Below are 17,644 nucleotides of genomic sequence, written 5' to 3'. Positions count from 1 at the left end.
GTGGGTGGGGTGGGGCGGCCGCCTTACCTTCGGGGAAACCGCAAGCCCACTGTCCATGCACGTCTTTCAGGTAGCCACGCCCTTCAGTACCGGCACCGGCATTTATCTGCCGGGGGCCGACCTCCTGGTGACCAACGAGCACGTGGTACGCGAAAATGCCTCGGTGGTGGTGACCGGACCTAAGCTGGAGGAACAACTCGCCCGGGTGGTGTACCTGGATCCCTTTTATGACCTGGCGTTCCTCCGGCTGGAAGCCCCCCTGGATCGCACGGCGGTAAGCATCCTGTCGACCCTGCCGGCGGTGGGTACGCCCGTTCTCTCCGTGGGGCAGCGCTTCGGTGAGCCGGCCCGTACCGCCTCCGGCCAAGTCGCAGTCGAGGAGTACCGCCGCCACGGGATCCCCTACCTGGCACACGATGCGCGGGAGGGAAGTACCCTGGCCGGTAGTGGCCTCTACACCGAGGCCGGCGAACTGGCGGGTATCAATATGCTGGACGACCCGGAATCCGAGGAGCGCAGCCTGGCCCTGCCCGCCCCCCTTGTGCTGGAGATTCTTGAAGCTTTCGCAGCGGGGGAGGGGAGCCCCGCGGCCCGCTGCTTCGCCTGTCAGCGCGTCACCTTCGAATCCGGAAGACGGCTGCCGGAGCGCTGCCCCCACTGCGGTGGTGAACTGACGCTGCCCTCCACGGTGGAAGATGTCGCCCCGACTGGCGTAAATGCGACGATCGAGGAGATCCTGCGCGTGGCCGGCCACGACCCCCGGCTGGCCCGGCGGGGCCCCAACCTCTGGAGCATCCGGCAGGGGAGCGCCAGCATACAGGTGGCCTACCACGAGGAGAGCGGACTGGTAACCGGCGACGCCTACCTCTGCCAGGTGCCGGAAGCCCCCTCCGCGGAACTGTTCGAATACCTCCTGCGGGAGAATACGAAGACCCGGCAACTGACCTTTTCGACCTACGGCCGCGACATCATCCTCTCCCTGCTGATCTACGACCGATACCTGACCGTGGAGACGGCCCTGCCCCGCTTTGAATACCTCTTCGAGCAGGCCGATGCCTACGACAACGTGCTGGTAGAAGAGTACGGCGCGGGCTGGTAAGCCATTGGGACTGTCCCTCGAGGGACCTAGGAAAAGAACTGGTCGTAGCCTGAATCCTGTTTACCCCGCGTCTGGGGGTCGGGGCGGCGGGTGAGCTCGTCGAGGTCCAGCTTTTCCGCATCGGCGTCGGGGGTGGAGGTCTGCCGCTTGGTCTGGTCGAGGTCGAATTCCAGGTGGCCTTCGCTCAGCAGCAGCTCGCTTTTCTTTTCCCACTCCTCGAGCATCCGCAGTCCCTCTTCGGCAAAGACGCCATTCTGAAGGTCGACGCTGTCCATAAAGTTGGTACTCAGCTCCATCATTCGTTCCATCTCACCCACCTTGTTGGCCACGTCCTCGGCGATGGCCTCCATGGCCTGGTCGAACATGGCCCGCTGGTCGGGATTGCCGTTGATGACGCTCATGGCCGACTGCATGGCGCCGTGGCTGGCGCGGATGGCCTTGCGCTCCTGGATGCGGAGCTCGACCTGGTCGCGGGTATCTTCCAGCAGCACCTCACTGTTCTGGTGCATGCGGTTGAGGACGCGGTTCAGGACTTCCATCTTGGTCAACAGCACCTGGTACTTCTGATTGCTCTCCCGCAGGCGGGCGGCCCGGCGGCTGCTGAGGATCATCTGCTGTTGTTTGCCCTTTTCCTTGGCCAGGGCGGCCAGCTTGAGCTGCTTGTCCACCTCGGTGGCGTTGGTTTCCATCAGGGTGGTCAGGTGCCGCATCTGGCCGCGGATCTTGCCGATTTGCTTCCGCATATCCTGGAGGTTACGCTCCAGCTCCTCCACGTAGGTTTTCAGGATGCCGATGGGGTCGATGTTGACGAACAGCCCCGTCACCTTGCGCATGGCGCTCTTGTAGAGGTAGGCCAGCAGGGTACGGGTGCGGGGGTCGGCGATGGCGAAGACCACCGCCAGCAGGGTGAGGCCGGCCACTACAATGCCCAGGGTGGTAGACAGAAAGGGAAGGATCACCCCGGCGAAGGTGGTGAACAGAAAGCCCAGACCGGCTGCGAGGGCAAAGATGAAGATCAGTCCCGTCACCCCTTCGGGCCGTCGCCAAAACGATTTTTGTGCATGGGGGGCCGGTGGGTTCATACGCGTATTCGGATTTAGGAGAGTACCCGACGGATGTCGGCCACGTCCTGTTGGATGGTATTCGTGATGACTTCCAGGGCCTCGTCGAACCCTTTCTGGTTCTCCTCGGCCTTGGTGCGGGCGGCGCTGATCTGGGAGTCGGCGGCCTCGATCTGGGCCTTGGCGGCTTCGATCTGTTTCTGCAGCTCCTCGATCTTGGACTCCCAGTTCGCGATTTTCTTTTTCAGCTCCCCGGTCTGCTTGGCCTTGCCCTCTACGTTGTCGACGAGGTGCTTCTCCAGGCTCCGCATGAACTGCGCCTTTTCATCCTGCAGCACATCGGCGTAGTACTGGGCCGTCTTGATGAGCTTTTCCTTGGTCAGCCCCACCGAGGATCCGGTGATGAAGGCGGAGTTGATGGCCGTGTCCAGGTCCATGCCGATCTCGGTGAGCCGGCCGACCGATTGCTTGAATTCCAGGTAGTCAAAACCCTCCAGGTTTTTCTTCTCCAGGGCTTTCATCAGGGCGGTGGCAAATCGGTTGTTCTGACCGGACATTGAGTTGTGTTTAGGGTGTGGGTTAAAGGTAAGGCGTGGCAACTTGGAGCCGGGGGTTATAGCCGGTCGTCGATTTCCTGTACATCCTCCGGCCGCGACTGCGGAAGCCACTGCCCGAGTTTGTCTTTTGCTCGCTGCCGCACGTCATCGTTCACGTAGGCGGCTACGGTAGCCAGGCCGGCGGCCAGCACGCTGATGTCGTCGGTGTAGCCCAGGATCGGCGTCAGGTCGGGGATGGCGTCCAGGGGCATCAGCAGGTATCCCAGGGAGCCCAGCACCACCCGCTTGGCCCACTTGGGGGTCTCCTGCCGCTCGTAGGCGTAGTACAGCAGCAGGGCGGTGTAGATGGACTTGGTGCCGGTAGCGCGGGCCAGGGTGCCCAGGCGGCTCCAGAATCGGTTGGGGGTAAAGAAGCGGCGGTAAGGTTGCAGGTTCATATCGCGGAACGCAAGGTAGGTTCTCCCATAAAACGCGCAAAGCGCCGTCGGGGTTATCTTTACGGGGATGGACCCAGCAATCGAGTCGGCCGAGCTACTGCACGAAGCGGAAAGTTATGTGGAGGATTACATCCGCGACCACATTGACCCCCGCTACGTTTACCACAATTTCCAGCACACCGTCGCCGTGGTGGAGGCCGCCATGGAGCTGGCCCAAGCCTATGACCTCAGCGACCGGGAACTCCTCATCGTGCGTCTGGCGGCCTGGTTCCACGACACGGGCTACAACGAAGGGTGGGAGGACCACGAAGTACGCAGCGCCGACAACGCCGAGCGGTTCCTGCGCGAGCGCGACATCGACGATGAAGAACTGATCGCCGCGGTCCGGGGCGCCATCATGGCCACCCGCATGCCCCAGCAACCCGCCAACTTCCTGGAGGAGATCGTGGCCGACGCCGACCTGAGCCACCTGGGCGACCTGAGCTACTGGGACCGCTGCGGCCGGGTGCGCCAGGAGTTCGCCCTCACCCGGCAGATGGTGATGTCCGACCAGGAGTGGATCGACTTTGAGCTGTCCTTCATGCTCAACCACGAATACCACACCGAGGCGGCCCGTGAGCTGTTCGGCAAGCGCAAGAGCAAGCACGTCCGCCAGCTGTACAAGCGGAAAAAGGCCCTGTTTCCCGATCCTACGCCGGCCAGCCTCGACGAGCTGGAGAAGGTCAAACGGAAGAAAAAGAAGAAACTGAAGCGGCGCCCCGACGACGAGGTGACCGAAGGTTCGGACCTCAAGCCCGGCCGCGGGGTGGAAACCATGTACCGGGCCACCTATCGCACCCACGTGAACCTGAGCAGCATCGCCGACAACAAGGCCAACATCATGCTTTCGGTCAACGCCATCATCCTGAGCATTTCGGCGGCCAACCTCTTCCCGAAACTCGACAGTAATCCCCACCTGACCCTGCCCACCATCGTGCTGGTAGGGGTATGCCTGTTCTCCCTCTTCTACGCCATCCAGGCCACGCGGCCCAAGGTCACCGAGGGCAACAGCAGCCTGGAGGACATCAAGGCCCGGCGCAGCAACCTCCTCTTCTTCGGAAACTTCTACAACATGAAGCTGGAGGACTTCCACTACGGCATGATGGAGATGATCCGCGATGAGGATTTCCTGTATTCGACCATGACCCGTGACCTGTACTACCTCGGCGTCGTACTGGCCAAGAAATACAGCTACCTCCGGATTTGCTACAACGTATTCCTCTTCGGCATCATCCTGGCCGTCCTGTCCTTCATCCTGGCGGCGGTCATCTACAACCAGCAGACGGGAGCGGAGTCGTTCTGGAACTCCCTCTTCGGCTGGTAAACCCTACTTGACGTCTACCTGGATGCGCTTGTCCTGGTTCGCCAGCTGCCAGGCGTTGTGGAAGATCAGTTGACCGATGCGGACCATCTTGTCGAAGTTGATCTTGTCGACGGTGTCGGTATCCCGGTGGTAATCGGCGTGGGTACCGTTAAAGAAGAAGACACTGGGGATCCCGCGCTCGGCGAAGTTGTAGTGGTCCGAACGCTCGTAGAAGTTGTTCGGATCGTCCTTGGCGTTGTAGGTGTAGTCGAGCTCCAGCTGGGTGAAGTCGCGGTTCACCGCCTCGTTGATGTTGTGGAGTTCGGTGCTCAGGCGGTTGCTCCCGATCACGTAGATGTAGTTGGGGTTGCCGGCGTGGGCGTCGTCGATGCGGCCCACCATATCGACGTTGATGTCGGCTACGGTATTCTCCAGGGGGAAAATGGGGTGGGTGGCGTAGTACTCCGAGCCCAGCAGGCCCTTCTCTTCTCCGCTGACCCACAGGAAGAGCACGCTGCGGCGGGGTCCTTTACCGGCCCGGGCGGCCACGGTGAAGGCTTCGGCGATCTCTAGGATGGTGCTGCTGCCGGAACCGTTGTCGTCGGCCCCGTTGAAAATGGCGTCTCCCCGCTTGCCGATATGGTCGTAGTGGGCACTGACCACGATCACCTCGTCCGCCAGTTCGGGATCGTTGCCCTCCAGGTAGCCGAGCACGTTTTCGCCGATGAGTTCCCGGACCTCCTTGTCCTGGGTGAGGGTAATGTCGGCCGCAACGACCACGGGGCGGAAGCGGCCCGTTTTTTCGGCCCTGGTGCGGGAGCGGATCACCTTGCGGTAGTCCTTGCCGAGGAGGGTCCGGGCGAGTTCAGGCGTGATGTACACGCTGTTGGCCTCTTCGCGCTCGGATTCGGTTTGCTCGGTCATCTTCAGGCGGCCGTCGAGGGTTTCGCGGCGCACCTGCTGTACATTTTTCTTGAAGGCGGGGTCGATCACGATCACGGTGCTTACGCCGTGGCGGCGGGCGGCACGCATTTTGGCACCGTCGTCCAGACTGTAGGCGCTGGGGTCCTTGGTGCCCGTGATGAGGTAATTGCCGTTGCGGCCCCTGGGCTCCCCGGCAAAGATCATGATCGTTTTGCCTTCCAGATCCCGACCGGCGTAGTCGTTATAGCGCTCATCGTCGATGCCGTAACCCAGGAAGGTGATCTCGTCGATCTCTTCGCTTTCGCGGTCGGCGTTCCGGCTCGGTGCACTGTAGAACTCCCAGAGGTGACGCAGCTCCTTGCCATTGACGGTCATGGCGATCGAGTCCCACTTCTGGCGACTGAACTTGATGGTCTGAAAGTAGCCGTTGTTCTCCCCGATGGTGGGCATGCCCAGGGCGGCGAGTTGTTCGGCGAGGTAGGCCGCGGCCCGCTTTTGTCCGGGCTGTCCGGTTTCCCGCCCTTCCATGTCGTCGGCGGCCAGGATGGTCAGGTGCCGCCGCAGGTCCTCCGCCTCAATGGTGGCGGCCAGGGCGCGGGCTTCGGCATCGGTGGTGGGTAGCGGAGCGCGTTCCTGGGCGAAAATATTCAGTGAAAGGAGCAGGGCTCCGACGTAGAAGAATCGGGTCATGAATAGCGAACGTTAACGCAACAACGGCTGGTTGCCGCGCTAAGATAAGTTTAACGGCCCGAGTGCCTACTTGTCCGTCAGCCGGATGCGGGTGCCGAGGCGCAGCATCGTATTGTGGATGCGGTCTTCCAGGGGGCCCTTCCCGCCGTCGGTGTCCCGGACCGTAAACAGCCGGGTAACGGTGGGGGCGAAGTAAAGGCTCCAGCGGTCGTTCAGCAGCCGTTCGACGCGCAGGGTACCGCTTACGTAAAGGCTGCTGTTGTCGAAGATCGATCCGCCCTGCAGGTAGCCTACCTCGGGGTTGAGGATGTTGCGGCGCCCGCTGGAGGCGCGGCCGTCGGTGGAGGACTGATGGGTAGCCACGAAGTGATCAATCACCCGCTCCAGGTCTTCCTTGGTGTAGTTGTCCGCCAGCTGGAATTCCGAATCCAGAATGACGTTCATGGCCATTCCTACCCCGCCGGAAAGCCGCCAGCGGTCGTTGGTGGCGATCTCCCTGACGTAGTTCAGGGGCAGGGAAAGGGTGCGGTAGGTCAGGCGTCCGTAGCGGATGTTTTCGTCCTGGGGGGTGAGCAGGGAGTCCTGCTCGATGTTCAGGATCTCGGCCGGTACGTAGGAGCGGTAGCCGTAAATGAAGCCCACCTGGATGGCGTTCTTGCCCTGGCTGACGTCGAGCAGGGTGCCGATGCTGTAGCCGGTCGAGAGCTTGGATTGGCCCTCGATGCCGAGCCGCGGATTGGCCTGGGTGATCACCTGGTTCAGATCCACGGGCGAAACGAAGGCGTTCAGCACGTACTGCACCGGCTCCCCACTGAAGAGGTTGCCGAATTGCAGGGGGGCGTAGATCTTCGGACGGGGCTGCTCAACGCCGTAAGTATTGGTCGGAATGGTACCCACCGGTTCCTCCGCCAGGGGGCGGGGGAGTGCTGCAAGCTGATTCCGCCCGGATTCCGGGTGGAAGTCGAGGGTGGGCACCGCGGGGGTGGGGCGCAGGGAGGCGGGGGAGGTCCGGGGTTCGTCCCGCGGGGCTTGCGCCGGGGTGGGGGTAACCGCTTGGGCCGGCAGGGCGGGGGCGAGGGCTTCCGTGGCTTTGGCGGGGGATTGCGGCAGCTGGATGGGGAAGCGGCCCTTGGAGCCTGTATCGGCAATGGGGGCGGATTGGGGGGGCGTAGTCTCGGCGAAGCGCAGGGCCACCAGCAGCAGGCTGAGCAGCAGGGCGGCTTCGGATATCTTGAGGCACATCACCATTTCGCGCCGCTGCCCGATGAGTTCGAGGCGGGCGGCCAGCTGGGCCCAGCCGGAAACGGGGGGCGTACTGGCCTGGCTCAGCACGGTAGCAACCGCGGAGTCGATGGCCGCGGCCGTTTCGGCTTCGGCGGCGGTGAGTTTCTGCTCGAAGGCCGACCAGCTGCCGGGGGGCGGGGGCGGCGCAGACAGGGTGTTGAGTTTGTCAGCAACGGCGTCGTCGGCCGTGTCCAGCATGTCAAGACGACGTTCCAGCTCCTCCCAGCCCCGGACGGCGCCGGGGGGCAGGTTGGCGATCCGTTGCCGGATCAGGTCATCAAGGGGGTGCTTTTCTTGTTTCATTACTAGCGGCCTGGGGCAGTAAGCGTCTTTTGCAGCTTACTTCTCGCTTTTACCAGGTTGGAACGCGAGGTGGAATCAGTAATATTCAATCGTTCGGCAATCTCTTTATGGCTGTATCCCTCGATCACGTAGAGGTTGAAGATCGTCCGGTAGGTCGGCGGGAGTTGCTGCACGGCGACCAGGATTTCCTTGGCGGAACACTGGCTGATGACGTCGGGCAGGTCCGAACTGACCTGGTAGGCACGCTCAATATCCTCGGTGCGCCGCCTTACGGTGCGCCGGTAGTGATCGATGGCCGTGTTGACCGTGATGCGGCGCATCCAGGCCAGCAGGGCCGTACCGCTTTCGTAGCGGCCAATTTTGCCGAAGATCTTGATGAAACTTTCGTGCAGCAGGTCCATGGCCTCGTCTTCGGTACCGGTGTAGCGTTGACAGATGGACATGAGGGCGCTATAGTGCGTTTCGTACAGGACGCGTTGCGCTTCGCGATCGCCCCGCAACAGCGCGGCCACGAAACGTTCCTCGTCGTTCTCCAGGCAAATTGAATAATCCATAAAAAGCTGACGGGTAAAAGGCTTCCGCTCGTTGGGGCGGGCGATCGCCGGAATTACCGTAAGGTAAACGGTTTCTACCGCTCTACCGCTGCCAGCCGCCGGTATTTTTGTCCGTCGCCCGCCCGGGCGACCATCTTGGGCTGGTTTTTACCGGGTCCCGGCACCCGCGTTGAACCGCCCAAAGCAGTACCTTCCGGGGCATGAGTGAAATCCGCATTTCCACTACCCGGGGGGGCTTGGCGCTGCGCAAAAGCAAGCAACTGGTGGGCCTGAAGGGCCGTCCCGCCACCTCCCCGCCGGAGGTTGGCCAGCGGCTGCTGCCCGACGTGGGCGGCTTTGAGGTGGTCAGCCTCCCGGTCGCCCGCGACGTGGAGGAAGCGCTCGACGAGGTGCGGCAGCGGCCGGAGGTGGAAGTAGGTACCCACGTCTACTTCGCCGACCACGACAACCGGCCCGTCGTGCCCACTGGCATCATCTACTGTACGCTGGCCCCCGGGGTGGGGGAGGAGGAGAGCCAGCGGGTGTTCGACCTCTTTCACCTGGAGGTGCTGGAGCGGCGGCCCGCCGAACGGACGGTGGTGCTGTCGGCCACCGCCCGCAGCCGCAACCCCCTCTACGTGGCCCGCCAACTCGAGAAGCTGGCCATGGTTTCCTCCGCCGTGCCCGACCTGGACGTGCCCCTCGACCAGTACTTCACCGAACCCCGCGACGGCCTCTTCAGCCAGCAGTGGTCGCTGTCCAACCCCGGCCACGTGCCCGGCGTGCCCGGTTACCCTACCCGCCGCGGGGCCGACGCCCGCGTCCAGGCGGCCTGGAAAAGGCTCGGGAGCCTGGGCAGCCCGGAAGTTACCGTGGCCATTATCGACAACGGCTTCGACCTGCAACACCCCGACCTGAGCGCAAAGTCCATCGTGGCCCCGCTCACCATTTCCTCCGGCGCTTCCACCCTCCCCACGGGCATTGCTCACGGCACCCACGCCACCCCCTGCGCCAGCGTGGCCGTGGCCGCCGCCAACGGAACGGGAATCGTGGGCGCCGCCCCCCGGGCCCGGCTGATGCCCCTGCACGGGCTTACCTACTCGGCCTACCTCACCGAACGGATGTTCGACCACTGCATCCGCAATGGGGCCGACGTGATCTCCTGTTCGTGGGGGACCGTGGATCCCCGTTTCCGACCCGGCACCTTCCACGAGCGCGCCGTGCGCCGGGCGGTCACCGAAGGGCGGGGCGGCAAGGGATGCATCGTAATCTTCGCCGCTGGAAACGAGGGCAAGCACTACCTCAATTACTACTGTGAACTGCCCGGGGTGATCGCGGTAGGGGCCTCCACCAGCAACGATACCCACCCCGCCTACTCCAACCGGGGCAGCGGCCTGAGCGTGGTCGCCCCCAGCGACGGCGGCTGGCCCCTGCTCGCCGCCCGCGCCAGCTGGGACCCGGGGCATGAGCACCTGCCCCCCGGGAAACGGTACTACGTGGACGGTCGCGACCGCGGGCCCCACCACAAGCACTTCGGGGGTACCTCCGGCGCCACCCCCCTCGTGGCGGGAGTGTGCGCGCTGCTGTTGTCGGCCCATCCCGGACTGACGGCCGCGGAGGTGAAATCCATCCTGGAGCGTACGGCAGACAAGATCGGTGACCCCGGTGAATACGACGTCCGGGGCTACAGCAACCGCTTCGGCTACGGCCGCGTCAATGCCGATCGGGCGGTAGCCGAAGCCCTGCGCCTGGCGGGCCGTCCCGCTCCGGCTACTCCCGCTTCGCTCGCCCGAACGGCTTTCCGGGTAAGGGCGGAAGACCCCCCACGGTCGGGGTTTGGCCTGCAGGTCAGCGCCTTCCGTCAGGCGGCCAGTGCCCTGGAGCTGGCCACCCGGCTGGAGCAGCAGTTTGAGCTCCCCGTCGTGGTAGCTGAAGCCGGGGGGATGCATAAGGTCATTCTCGGTACATTCGCCGATGCCCCGTCCGCCCGCAAGCTGTTGCCGCGGGCCCGGGAGCTGGGTTACCAGCCCTTCGTCCGTGATTTGTCTACCCTAAGCTGACCCCGAATGTCCCTGCTCTTCCTTCTGTTGCTTTTCCTCACCGCGCCGCTGACCGCCCAGCTCGACTGGGTGGCCGATCACCCGGGCACCATCGTGTACACCCTCGACCTGACCAACGTACAGCAGCACGAACTGGGGGTGACGGTGGAGTTCCCCGCCGTACCGGATGGGGTATTCTACGTGAAGATGCCCCAGTCCAGTCCGGGACGCTACGCCCAGCACAACTTCGCCCGCAACGTGTACGACCTGCGGGCCAAGGGCGCGGACGCGGGTGCCGTGACGGTCAGCAAGGTGGATCCCACCACCTGGGCCATCACCGGCCACGGGGGGAGCGTCACCCTGAGCTACACCCTGTTCGCCAACGGCGGCGACGGCACCTATTCCGGCATCGACGACCGCAAGCTCCACCTCAATATGCCGGCCAGTTTCCTCTACGGGGAAAACCTGAACGACCGGCCGGTCCTGCTGCAGCTCCCGCCCGATCAGCGGCCCGATTGGGAGGTGGCCACCCAGCTCGTGCGGCTGGGCGAGCGGCGGTTTGCCGCGCCGAACTACTATTACTTCTTTGATTCGCCCACCCTGGTGGGCCGGATGCTGCGCGACGAATTCACCGTGGCCAGCGGCGAACGGATAGACACCATCGAAGTCGCCCTGATGGGGGAGGACGGCCGCGAAACCTTCGATGCCTACGTCGGCTGGATTGAAAGAGTGGTAAAGGCCCAGCAAGCGGTGTACGGCGAACTGCCGGCCTTTGACTACGGGCGCTACGTCTTTCTCCTCTCTTACAACCCCTGGATCGGCGGCGACGGCATGGAGCACCGCAATTCCACCGTCTGCTCGGCCCCGATACCCCTGGAGGGAAACCAGCAGCGGCTGATCGGGACGGTAAGCCACGAGTTCTTCCACAGCTGGAACGTGGAGCGCATCCGGCCCGCCAGCCTGGAACCCTTCCGCTTTGATCACGTCAATATGAGCGGCGAGCTCTGGTTCGCCGAGGGCTTCACCAGCTACTTCGACGACCTGTCGCTGGTGCGCGCCGGCCTCCTCGACCCGGAGGAATACGCGGCCAACCTGGCCGGTCAGCTCAATTACGTGGTCCATTCCCCGGGGCGCGACTTCCGGGGGCCAGCCGACATGAGCCGGATGGCGCCCTTCGTGGACGCCGCCACCGCCAATGATCCCGACAATTACGAAAATACCTACGTCAGCTACTATACCTACGGCGCCGTGCTGGGCCTGGCCCTCGACCTCGAACTCCGCCAGCGCGATCACACCCTGGATGAGCTCATGCGGCTGATGTGGGTGAGGTACGGGCGGCCGGAGATCCCCTACCACATCCGCGATATTGAAATGGCCCTGGGGGAAGTGTCCGGCGACCCAGCCTGGGCCGCCCAGTGGTTCGACGCCCACATTCACGGCAGTGAGTTGCCGGACTACGCGGTGCTTCTGAAGCCCTACGGGATCGAAGTTGCCCCAGCCCGTCCCGATAGCGTCGGATTCCACCGCCTGCAGCTAAAGGAATCGGACGGCGAAGGACTGAGGGTATCCGGTACGGTGTACGAGAACAATCCGCTGTACGCCGCCGGGGTCGACCGGGGCAGTGTAATCACTTCCCTGAACGGCACCCCAGTCACCGACCGGGCGTCCTGGGACGCGGCCGTGGGCGAGCTGAAAATTGGTCAGACCTACTCGGTGGGTTTTAACCAGCTGGGCGAAGCCAAGTCGGGCAACTTCAAGGCCGCGGCGGGACCCGACTTCCGCTCCGGACTGCTCGAAAACACCGGAACGGAAGCCGCCGCCCGCCGCCGGGCCTGGCTGGGGCACTAGCGCCGCATCGATTCCTTGTTCTTGACGTGCTTCTCCAGCCACTGGTCCTGCTCCCAGAGCAGGTGCAGGATGCTCTCCTTGGCGCGATAGCCGTGGCTTTCTTTCGGCAGCATGACCAGCCGCACCGTGGCCCCCAGGCCCTTCAGGGCATTGAAGTACCGCTCACTCTGCAGAGGGTAGGTGCCGGAATTGTTGTCGGCTTCCCCGTGGATCAGCAGCAGGGGCGTTTTCATCTTTTCCGCGTGCATGAAGGGCGACATGCCGTAATACACCTCGGGGGCTTCCCAGTAGTTGCGCTGTTCGCTCTGGAAGCCGAAGGGGGTGAGGGTCCGGTTGTAGGCCCCGCTCCGGGCGATGCCCGCGGCAAAGAGGTCGCTGTGGCTGAGCAGGTTGGCTACCATGAAGGCGCCGTAGCTGTGACCGCCCACGGCCACCCGTTCGCGGTCGATGTACCCCATGCGGTCCACGGCCTCAATGGCGGCCTTGGCGTTGGCCACCAGCTGTGAGCGGAAGGAATCGTTGGGCTCTTCTTCGCCCTCCCCGACGATGGGGAAAGCGGCGTCGTCGAGCACGGCGTAGCCCCGCGTCACCCAGTACACTGGCGAGCCGTAGGAGGGGTAGGTAAATTCATTGGGGTTGGAAGTGGACTGGGCCGCACTGGCCTTGTCCTTGAATTCCCGGGGGTAGGCCCACAGGATCAGCGGAACCTGCTCGCGGCGGGTGGTGTCGTAGCCCACGGGCAGGTAGAGGGTGCCCGACAGTTCGAGGCCGTCGTCGCGGCGGTAGGTGATCACTTCCTTGTGGACGTCCTGCAGGCTCTGGAAGGGATTCGGAAATGCGGTGAGCCGCGTCAGCTGGTCGCCACCGTCGAGGTCGCGGAAATAGTAGTTGGGGTACTCCACCGGCGATTCGATGCGGACCAGCAGGCGGTCGGTTTCCGGATCGTAGTCACTCAGTTCTTCCAGCTTGTCGGTGTAGGCGGAGGTATATAGGTTTTCGGTATTGCCGCTGCCCAGGTCGACCGCGTTCAGAAAGGGGAATTGCCCTTCGGGGGTGTACCCGTCGCCGATCAGAAAGGCGCGATCACCTTCCAGCGCCAGCACCTCGCTGCCGTAGCGGTTGCGGGTGGTGACAAAGTCGCCGGGGTCGGCGTAGCGGTCCTGGTAGTTCAGGTCGAACAGCACCCGCGGCGCGGCTTCCGGTGCCGAGGGGTCAAACACGTACACCTTGCTGTTGCGGGTGTCGAACCAGCGGTCGTAGGCCACCGCGGTTTCCTCGTCGCCCCAGTGCAGTCCGGACAGCCGGTTGGTGACCTGCAACAGCTTCGTGCCTTCCCCCGCGAAGGGGGCTTCCAGTTGATACACCGCATCGCGGTACTCGGCCTCCCGCTCGGGGTCGCCGCCGTCCAGAGCCTGTACGTATACCAGGGTGGCCGGCCGGTCGGTGCGCCACTGCAGGTTACGCCGTTCGGTGGTGGTGGCCATGAAGCCCTGGGGCAGCACCTCGGTCAGTGGCAGTTCGGCTACCGTCTGCACCCGCGCCCCGTTCCGGGTATATACCGTGGTAGTGGTCGGGAAGCGGTAGTAGGGGACGATGTAGGAGAAGGGCCGCTCGATGGTTTCGACCATCACGTAGGTGCCGTCCGGACTGAAGGTGATGCCGTCGTACATCGCCGCGCCGAGGAATTCGGTGGCGGTGCCGTCCAGCGACACCCGCTGCAGGACCGAGCGGGCCAGCTGCTCGAAATTGTACTCGTCGTTGGGGTTGCTCAGCAGGTCCTGGTAGGTGCGGTTCTGGGCCTTTTCGCCGTCGGCCACCGATACCGTCGGGCCGGAGGGCACGCTGTTGCGGGCGTCGATGAGGGGCTGGCGGTCGGGGGGCAGCATCTTCACGAGCAGCGATTTGCCGTCCTCATCCCAGTTGATGACGTCGCGCAGGTTGGCGTTTACCCGGGGCTCTGTCAGGCGGTGGGCCGCAGCGGTTTCCAGGTCGGCTACCCATACTTCCACCCCCTGTTCGGTGGTGTGGGTCATGGCTATTTTGCGCTGGTCGGGCGACCAGCTCAGGTTGGCCAGCCGCGGTTGATCGGGCAGGCCGGTGAGGGAGACTTCCGTTCCCGGGGCCCCGTTCACGGCCCTCACCTTCACGTCGGTATAGTAGGTGGTGCGGCTGCCGATGTTGGTGGTGGGGTCGATGCGCAGGCCGGCCAGTCGCAGTTCCGTTTTGGAAAGCTCGGCAATGGTAGCGTAGGGTTCCCGGTACAGCAGTACCATGTGCCGCCGTTCGTGGTCCATCAGGACGGCGGGGGCCAGGGGGACATCGACCAGGTCGAGAATCTCTTCGGGCGGCGTCTGGTATTCCAGGTTTTGCTGGGCGCGCACGCAGGTTGCCGTGGGCGCAAAGGGAGCCATTCCCAGGGCAATCAGGAAACAGCAGTATCGGTACAGGGCGGACATATTGGTATTTTTGAATTCCCAATATACCGCATCACCCGCCGTTGCCGCCCGGAGCGGGCCTGTCAGATCTCCACGATGTCCGGCATTTCCCCCTCCTCCTCGTAGGCCGCGATGAGGGCGTCGATCTCGTCGGCGGAGAGGTAGTACTTCCGCAGCCGCTTCTTGTAGTGGCGGGGCAGGGTGGCGTGGTTGATCAGGTAGCGCTTGGTGGCCTGGATCTCGCTGCCGAAGCCGTGGTCCACCGCGATGGTGTCGGCCCGCCGCTCCGCCTCCCGCATGTAGCGTGACCAGAAGGCGTAGCCCAGCCCGAAGGCAATCATGCCCCGCCACGGCCGGTTGAGGTAGTCCACAATGTGGCCGAGCTCGTGGGCGAACCAGCCTACCACTACCTCCTTCGGTAGTTCCCTCACCTTGACGTGTACCGTCACTTCCGTATGGTTGCTGAAATCAACGCGGTAGTGGCGCAGGGCGCGACGGAAAAACTGCCAGTTGATGACCGGCTGGGCGCGCATGGTGCTGTAGCGCATGGATACCTTCCGCAGGTAAATGGGGCGGGAGTGCAGCTCGGGGTAGGCGGCGAGGGTTTCGGCGAACCACTCCTTCAGGTGATCAGCGTGTACGTGCTGAAAGCGCAGCTGGGGATTCATTTGGGGCATACGCCGTCAACGAGAAAAATGCCCCGGAAGTTGGTGGTTGCAAATTAAATGCGTATCGAACACCGAACGGAAATGGCCGGTTGTAGAAAGTAAGAAAGCGAGCAGCCACAGCCTGGTACCCAGAGCGCTTTCGGCAACCTTAACCAAAATAGCACAACATGTTACGTTACGCCCTTATATTCTTCGTGATCGCCATCGTAGCGGCACTACTGGGATTTGGTGGCTTCGCCGGCGCGGCCGCGGGTATTGCCAAGATCCTGTTCTACATCTTCCTGGTTCTACTGGTAATCAGCCTGGTTTCCGGACTGTTCAGAAGGGCCTAGAAGTCTCACGATATTGAAAATAAGGCCGCGTTCGGGAATGCCCGTTCGCGGCCTTTCACATCCTTACAAATCCACTATGCAGCTATACACCTCCCGCTTTTTTCTCGTCCTGGCTTCCCTCCTCCTTTCCGCCACCGCCCTGCTCGGGCAGGCCGAAGGGGAAAGCCCCTACAGCTCCTCCACCGTGGATGCACCTCCCGGGGACAACTTCTTCAATACCTACGGCGTGGTCATCGTTACCGGCGTCATTTTCTTCGGGTTGATCCTGTTTCTGGCCTTCCGCGGACGCAGAAGAGCGGCATGACGTCAGGGGTTTGATCCCCGACGCCCCCCATTAGTGAACTTTAACCAAGACCAACCATGATTACCCGAACGCAATTTGATTCCCTCGCCGCCGCCCAGTACCCTTACTGCGTGAGCATTTTCATTCCCACCTACCGGGTGGGTAAAGAGGAAGAAGACCGCATCCGCTACAAGAACGCGGTCCAGACGGCTACCCAGAAGTTGGAAAAACGCTACGACCTTTCCCGCAACGAGGCGGACGCCTTCCTCAAGCAGGCACATGACCTGGCCGACAACCTCGAATTCTGGAAAAACCAGAGTGAAGGGCTGGCGGTATTCGTCGCGAAGGACCGCTTCGAGCACTACGTCTGCCCGATCGACTTCGAACCGATGATCTACGTTTCGGAGGAGTTTTACCTCCGGCCGCTTATCCCCATCGTGGGGGAGCAACATCGTTTCCATTTCCTGGCCCTCAGCAAGGGCGCAATCAAACTCTACACCGCTACCGAGTTCTCGATCAGTGAGGTCGACCTGAGCGGACTGGTGCCCGTCAACATGGACGCCGCCCTGATGCAGGACACGACCAACAACCACTTATCGCGGTCCGGTGGTCCGGAAGGCGGTCGCGGCAGCAACAACCAGGTGTACTTCGGCCGCGGCGGTGACCCCAGCAACGACGTGGAGGACGTCAAGACCTACCTGGACCGCGTAGACAAGGGCATCAGCGATTACCTCTGCGATGACAATGCCCCCCTCGTCCTGGGCGGCGTAGAAGAACTTATCCCCATTTACCAGGAAGCCAACACCTACGCCCATCTGTATACCGACGGCTACGCCGCCGGCAACCTGGAAGAAGAAAATCCCGGACTCATCCACGAAAAGGCCTGGGCGGTCATCGCGGATCACTTCGATGCCCAGCGGGAGCGTGACCGCAAACTGTTCGGCGACAACCGCGCCGCCGGGGAAGCCAGCACCAGCATCGAGGAGATCGTGCCGGCTGCGGTAAACGGCCGGGTAGCCGCCCTGTGGATGGACCGCAACGCCTACGCCTACGGAGAGTATACCGCCGAAAACAACGGCGTGAACATCATGCATGATGAGCACAAGAATGCCACCGAGCTGTACAACCTGGCCGCCGTGCGGGCCTTCCAGTCGGGTGCCAGGGTCTACAACGTGGACCGCGACGAGCTGCCCGACGACACCGAGCCGCTGAACGCCATCTTCCGCTACGCCGTGGACGCCGACACCACCGACCTGTAATCACCCCAAAATCAAGACCATGAAAAGCTATATTTATTTCCTATTCCTCCTGCTCGGGGTGGCTACCCTGTTCACCTCCTGTGGCGATTCTCCGGAGCGGGAAGGAGAAATCGATCCGGCGGAAACCGTCGAAACGGCCCCGGACTACGAGGACGATGACCAGGACGGCGACGGGAATCTCGAGTTCGAGGAGCAGTCGCCCTTCGAAGGCGGCATCACCACCCGCACGACGAACTACGCCCGTCGGGCCGATTCCATTCGTATGGCGGGGGATACCCTCGTGGACGCCAAGTACACCGACAACGAGTACAAGGCGGCCTTCACCACCGCTACGACCAATCCCAAAAACCAGGTCGCCGGTGGCGTTACCCCGGGCAACAATCAGAAGAAGCAGTAAGCCAGGGGAACACAAAAAAAGTCCCGACTTCCAGCAGGAGGTCGGGACTTCTTTTTTGGGGTGGAGCCATCCATCGGACTCGAACCGACGACCTATTCATTACGAATGAATTGCTCTACCAACTGAGCTAGGATGGCGATTGGCCGGCAAAGA

Annotated in this window: 16 protein-coding genes and 1 tRNA gene; 8 read left to right on the top strand and 9 right to left on the bottom strand. The window is 63.0% G+C overall.

Features of this window, described 5'->3' with window-relative positions; genetic code table 11:
• Nucleotides 1–55 precede the first annotated feature (55 nt).
• Nucleotides 56–1,099 (top strand): trypsin-like peptidase domain-containing protein, encoded by a 1,044-nt coding sequence (locus CGL56_RS02890; protein WP_099104985.1) that lies wholly within the window; start codon nucleotides 56–58, stop codon nucleotides 1,097–1,099.
• A gap of 26 nt (nucleotides 1,100–1,125) precedes the next feature.
• On the opposite strand, the gene CGL56_RS02885 is transcribed toward CGL56_RS02890, so the two are convergent.
• The 3 genes from CGL56_RS02885 to CGL56_RS02875 are packed head-to-tail and all read right to left on the bottom strand — an operon-like array spanning nucleotide 1,126 to nucleotide 3,154.
• Nucleotides 1,126–2,181 (bottom strand): hypothetical protein, encoded by a 1,056-nt coding sequence (locus CGL56_RS02885; protein WP_099104984.1) that lies wholly within the window; start codon nucleotides 2,179–2,181, stop codon nucleotides 1,126–1,128.
• Nucleotides 2,182–2,195: 14 nt separating this feature from the next.
• The gene (locus CGL56_RS02880) at nucleotides 2,196–2,717 is read right to left on the bottom strand and encodes a hypothetical protein (RefSeq protein WP_099104983.1); all 522 of its coding nucleotides are present in this window, start codon (nucleotides 2,715–2,717) and stop codon (nucleotides 2,196–2,198) included.
• Nucleotides 2,718–2,773: 56 nt separating this feature from the next.
• Nucleotides 2,774–3,154: a YkvA family protein gene (locus CGL56_RS02875; RefSeq protein ID WP_099104982.1), complete on the bottom strand. Its 381-nt coding sequence runs from the start codon at nucleotides 3,152–3,154 to the stop codon at nucleotides 2,774–2,776.
• A gap of 67 nt (nucleotides 3,155–3,221) precedes the next feature.
• Between CGL56_RS02875 and CGL56_RS02870 the strand changes: the two genes are divergently transcribed.
• The gene (locus CGL56_RS02870) at nucleotides 3,222–4,517 is read left to right on the top strand and encodes a Pycsar system effector family protein (RefSeq protein ID WP_143470582.1); all 1,296 of its coding nucleotides are present in this window, start codon (nucleotides 3,222–3,224) and stop codon (nucleotides 4,515–4,517) included.
• Nucleotides 4,518–4,520: 3 nt separating this feature from the next.
• On the opposite strand, the gene CGL56_RS02865 is transcribed toward CGL56_RS02870, so the two are convergent.
• The 3 genes from CGL56_RS02865 to CGL56_RS02855 all read right to left on the bottom strand — a co-directional run bounded on the left by CGL56_RS02865 (nucleotide 4,521) and on the right by CGL56_RS02855 (nucleotide 8,251).
• The gene (locus tag CGL56_RS02865) at nucleotides 4,521–6,110 is read right to left on the bottom strand and encodes a M28 family peptidase (RefSeq protein ID WP_099104981.1); all 1,590 of its coding nucleotides are present in this window, start codon (nucleotides 6,108–6,110) and stop codon (nucleotides 4,521–4,523) included.
• A 66-nt stretch (nucleotides 6,111–6,176) separates the two neighbouring features.
• Nucleotides 6,177–7,697 (bottom strand): hypothetical protein, encoded by a 1,521-nt coding sequence (locus CGL56_RS02860; RefSeq protein ID WP_099104980.1) that lies wholly within the window; start codon nucleotides 7,695–7,697, stop codon nucleotides 6,177–6,179.
• 2 nt (nucleotides 7,698–7,699) lie between these two features.
• Nucleotides 7,700–8,251, bottom strand: a complete 552-nt coding sequence (locus CGL56_RS02855) for an RNA polymerase sigma factor (RefSeq protein ID WP_099104979.1) — start codon at nucleotides 8,249–8,251, stop codon at nucleotides 7,700–7,702.
• A 200-nt stretch (nucleotides 8,252–8,451) separates the two neighbouring features.
• Here CGL56_RS02855 and CGL56_RS02850 point away from each other — a divergent pair, with 200 nt between their 5' ends.
• Entirely contained in the window at nucleotides 8,452–10,290 is a 1,839-nt protein-coding gene (locus CGL56_RS02850) for a S8 family serine peptidase (RefSeq protein WP_099104978.1), read from the top strand.
• A gap of 6 nt (nucleotides 10,291–10,296) precedes the next feature.
• Nucleotides 10,297–12,117 carry a M61 family metallopeptidase gene (locus tag CGL56_RS02845; RefSeq protein WP_099104977.1) on the top strand — a complete coding sequence of 607 codons (1,821 nt, stop codon included), beginning with the start codon at nucleotides 10,297–10,299 and terminating at the stop codon, nucleotides 12,115–12,117.
• Here CGL56_RS02845 and CGL56_RS02840 read toward each other — a convergent pair.
• Together CGL56_RS02840 and CGL56_RS02835 are read right to left on the bottom strand one after the other, a co-directional pair.
• On the bottom strand, nucleotides 12,114–14,528 hold the full coding sequence (locus CGL56_RS02840) for a S9 family peptidase (protein ID WP_209280295.1): 2,415 nt from the start codon (nucleotides 14,526–14,528) through the stop codon (nucleotides 12,114–12,116). The two genes, CGL56_RS02845 and CGL56_RS02840, sit on opposite strands and share 4 nt — an antisense overlap.
• Before the next feature lie 107 nt (nucleotides 14,529–14,635).
• A complete protein-coding gene (locus CGL56_RS02835) occupies nucleotides 14,636–15,229 on the bottom strand; it encodes a M48 family metalloprotease (RefSeq protein WP_143470581.1) in 594 nt (197 codons plus the stop codon).
• A gap of 158 nt (nucleotides 15,230–15,387) precedes the next feature.
• Between CGL56_RS02835 and CGL56_RS02830 the strand changes: the two genes are divergently transcribed.
• From CGL56_RS02830 to CGL56_RS02815, 4 genes are all read left to right on the top strand, one after another.
• On the top strand, nucleotides 15,388–15,552 hold the full coding sequence (locus CGL56_RS02830; protein WP_099104974.1) for a DUF1328 domain-containing protein: 165 nt from the start codon (nucleotides 15,388–15,390) through the stop codon (nucleotides 15,550–15,552).
• Between the two features lie 76 nt (nucleotides 15,553–15,628).
• Complete coding sequence (locus tag CGL56_RS02825) at nucleotides 15,629–15,856, top strand: hypothetical protein (RefSeq protein ID WP_099104973.1); 228 nt, start codon at nucleotides 15,629–15,631, stop codon at nucleotides 15,854–15,856.
• A 56-nt stretch (nucleotides 15,857–15,912) separates the two neighbouring features.
• Nucleotides 15,913–17,094, top strand: a complete 1,182-nt coding sequence (locus CGL56_RS02820; protein WP_099104972.1) for a baeRF3 domain-containing protein — start codon at nucleotides 15,913–15,915, stop codon at nucleotides 17,092–17,094.
• 19 nt (nucleotides 17,095–17,113) lie between these two features.
• Nucleotides 17,114–17,491, top strand: coding sequence for a hypothetical protein (locus CGL56_RS02815; RefSeq protein ID WP_099104971.1), 378 nt, complete (start codon nucleotides 17,114–17,116; stop codon nucleotides 17,489–17,491).
• Between the two features lie 61 nt (nucleotides 17,492–17,552).
• Here the strand turns inward: CGL56_RS02815 and CGL56_RS02810 are convergent.
• Nucleotides 17,553–17,628 (bottom strand) — tRNA-Thr (locus CGL56_RS02810).
• Nucleotides 17,629–17,644 lie beyond the last annotated feature (16 nt).

It is taken from the genome of Neolewinella marina, assembly GCF_002631205.1.
Taxonomy (GTDB): Bacteria; Bacteroidota; Bacteroidia; order Chitinophagales; family Saprospiraceae; genus Neolewinella; species Neolewinella marina.
This window is presented reverse-complemented; position numbering and strand designations above follow the sequence as displayed.

Coding starts and splice junctions, on each gene's coding strand:
- CGL56_RS02890 (WP_099104985.1), top strand. CDS start 56: ATGCACGTCTTTCAGGTAGCCACGCCCTTCAGTACCGGCACCGGCATT.
- CGL56_RS02885 (WP_099104984.1), bottom strand. CDS start 2,181: ATGAACCCACCGGCCCCCCATGCACAAAAATCGTTTTGGCGACGGCCC.
- CGL56_RS02880 (WP_099104983.1), bottom strand. CDS start 2,717: ATGTCCGGTCAGAACAACCGATTTGCCACCGCCCTGATGAAAGCCCTG.
- CGL56_RS02875 (WP_099104982.1), bottom strand. CDS start 3,154: ATGAACCTGCAACCTTACCGCCGCTTCTTTACCCCCAACCGATTCTGG.
- CGL56_RS02870 (WP_143470582.1), top strand. CDS start 3,222: ATGGACCCAGCAATCGAGTCGGCCGAGCTACTGCACGAAGCGGAAAGT.
- CGL56_RS02865 (WP_099104981.1), bottom strand. CDS start 6,110: ATGACCCGATTCTTCTACGTCGGAGCCCTGCTCCTTTCACTGAATATT.
- CGL56_RS02860 (WP_099104980.1), bottom strand. CDS start 7,697: ATGAAACAAGAAAAGCACCCCCTTGATGACCTGATCCGGCAACGGATC.
- CGL56_RS02855 (WP_099104979.1), bottom strand. CDS start 8,251: ATGGATTATTCAATTTGCCTGGAGAACGACGAGGAACGTTTCGTGGCC.
- CGL56_RS02850 (WP_099104978.1), top strand. CDS start 8,452: ATGAGTGAAATCCGCATTTCCACTACCCGGGGGGGCTTGGCGCTGCGC.
- CGL56_RS02845 (WP_099104977.1), top strand. CDS start 10,297: ATGTCCCTGCTCTTCCTTCTGTTGCTTTTCCTCACCGCGCCGCTGACC.
- CGL56_RS02840 (WP_209280295.1), bottom strand. CDS start 14,528: ATGGCTCCCTTTGCGCCCACGGCAACCTGCGTGCGCGCCCAGCAAAAC.
- CGL56_RS02835 (WP_143470581.1), bottom strand. CDS start 15,229: ATGCCCCAAATGAATCCCCAGCTGCGCTTTCAGCACGTACACGCTGAT.
- CGL56_RS02830 (WP_099104974.1), top strand. CDS start 15,388: ATGTTACGTTACGCCCTTATATTCTTCGTGATCGCCATCGTAGCGGCA.
- CGL56_RS02825 (WP_099104973.1), top strand. CDS start 15,629: ATGCAGCTATACACCTCCCGCTTTTTTCTCGTCCTGGCTTCCCTCCTC.
- CGL56_RS02820 (WP_099104972.1), top strand. CDS start 15,913: ATGATTACCCGAACGCAATTTGATTCCCTCGCCGCCGCCCAGTACCCT.
- CGL56_RS02815 (WP_099104971.1), top strand. CDS start 17,114: ATGAAAAGCTATATTTATTTCCTATTCCTCCTGCTCGGGGTGGCTACC.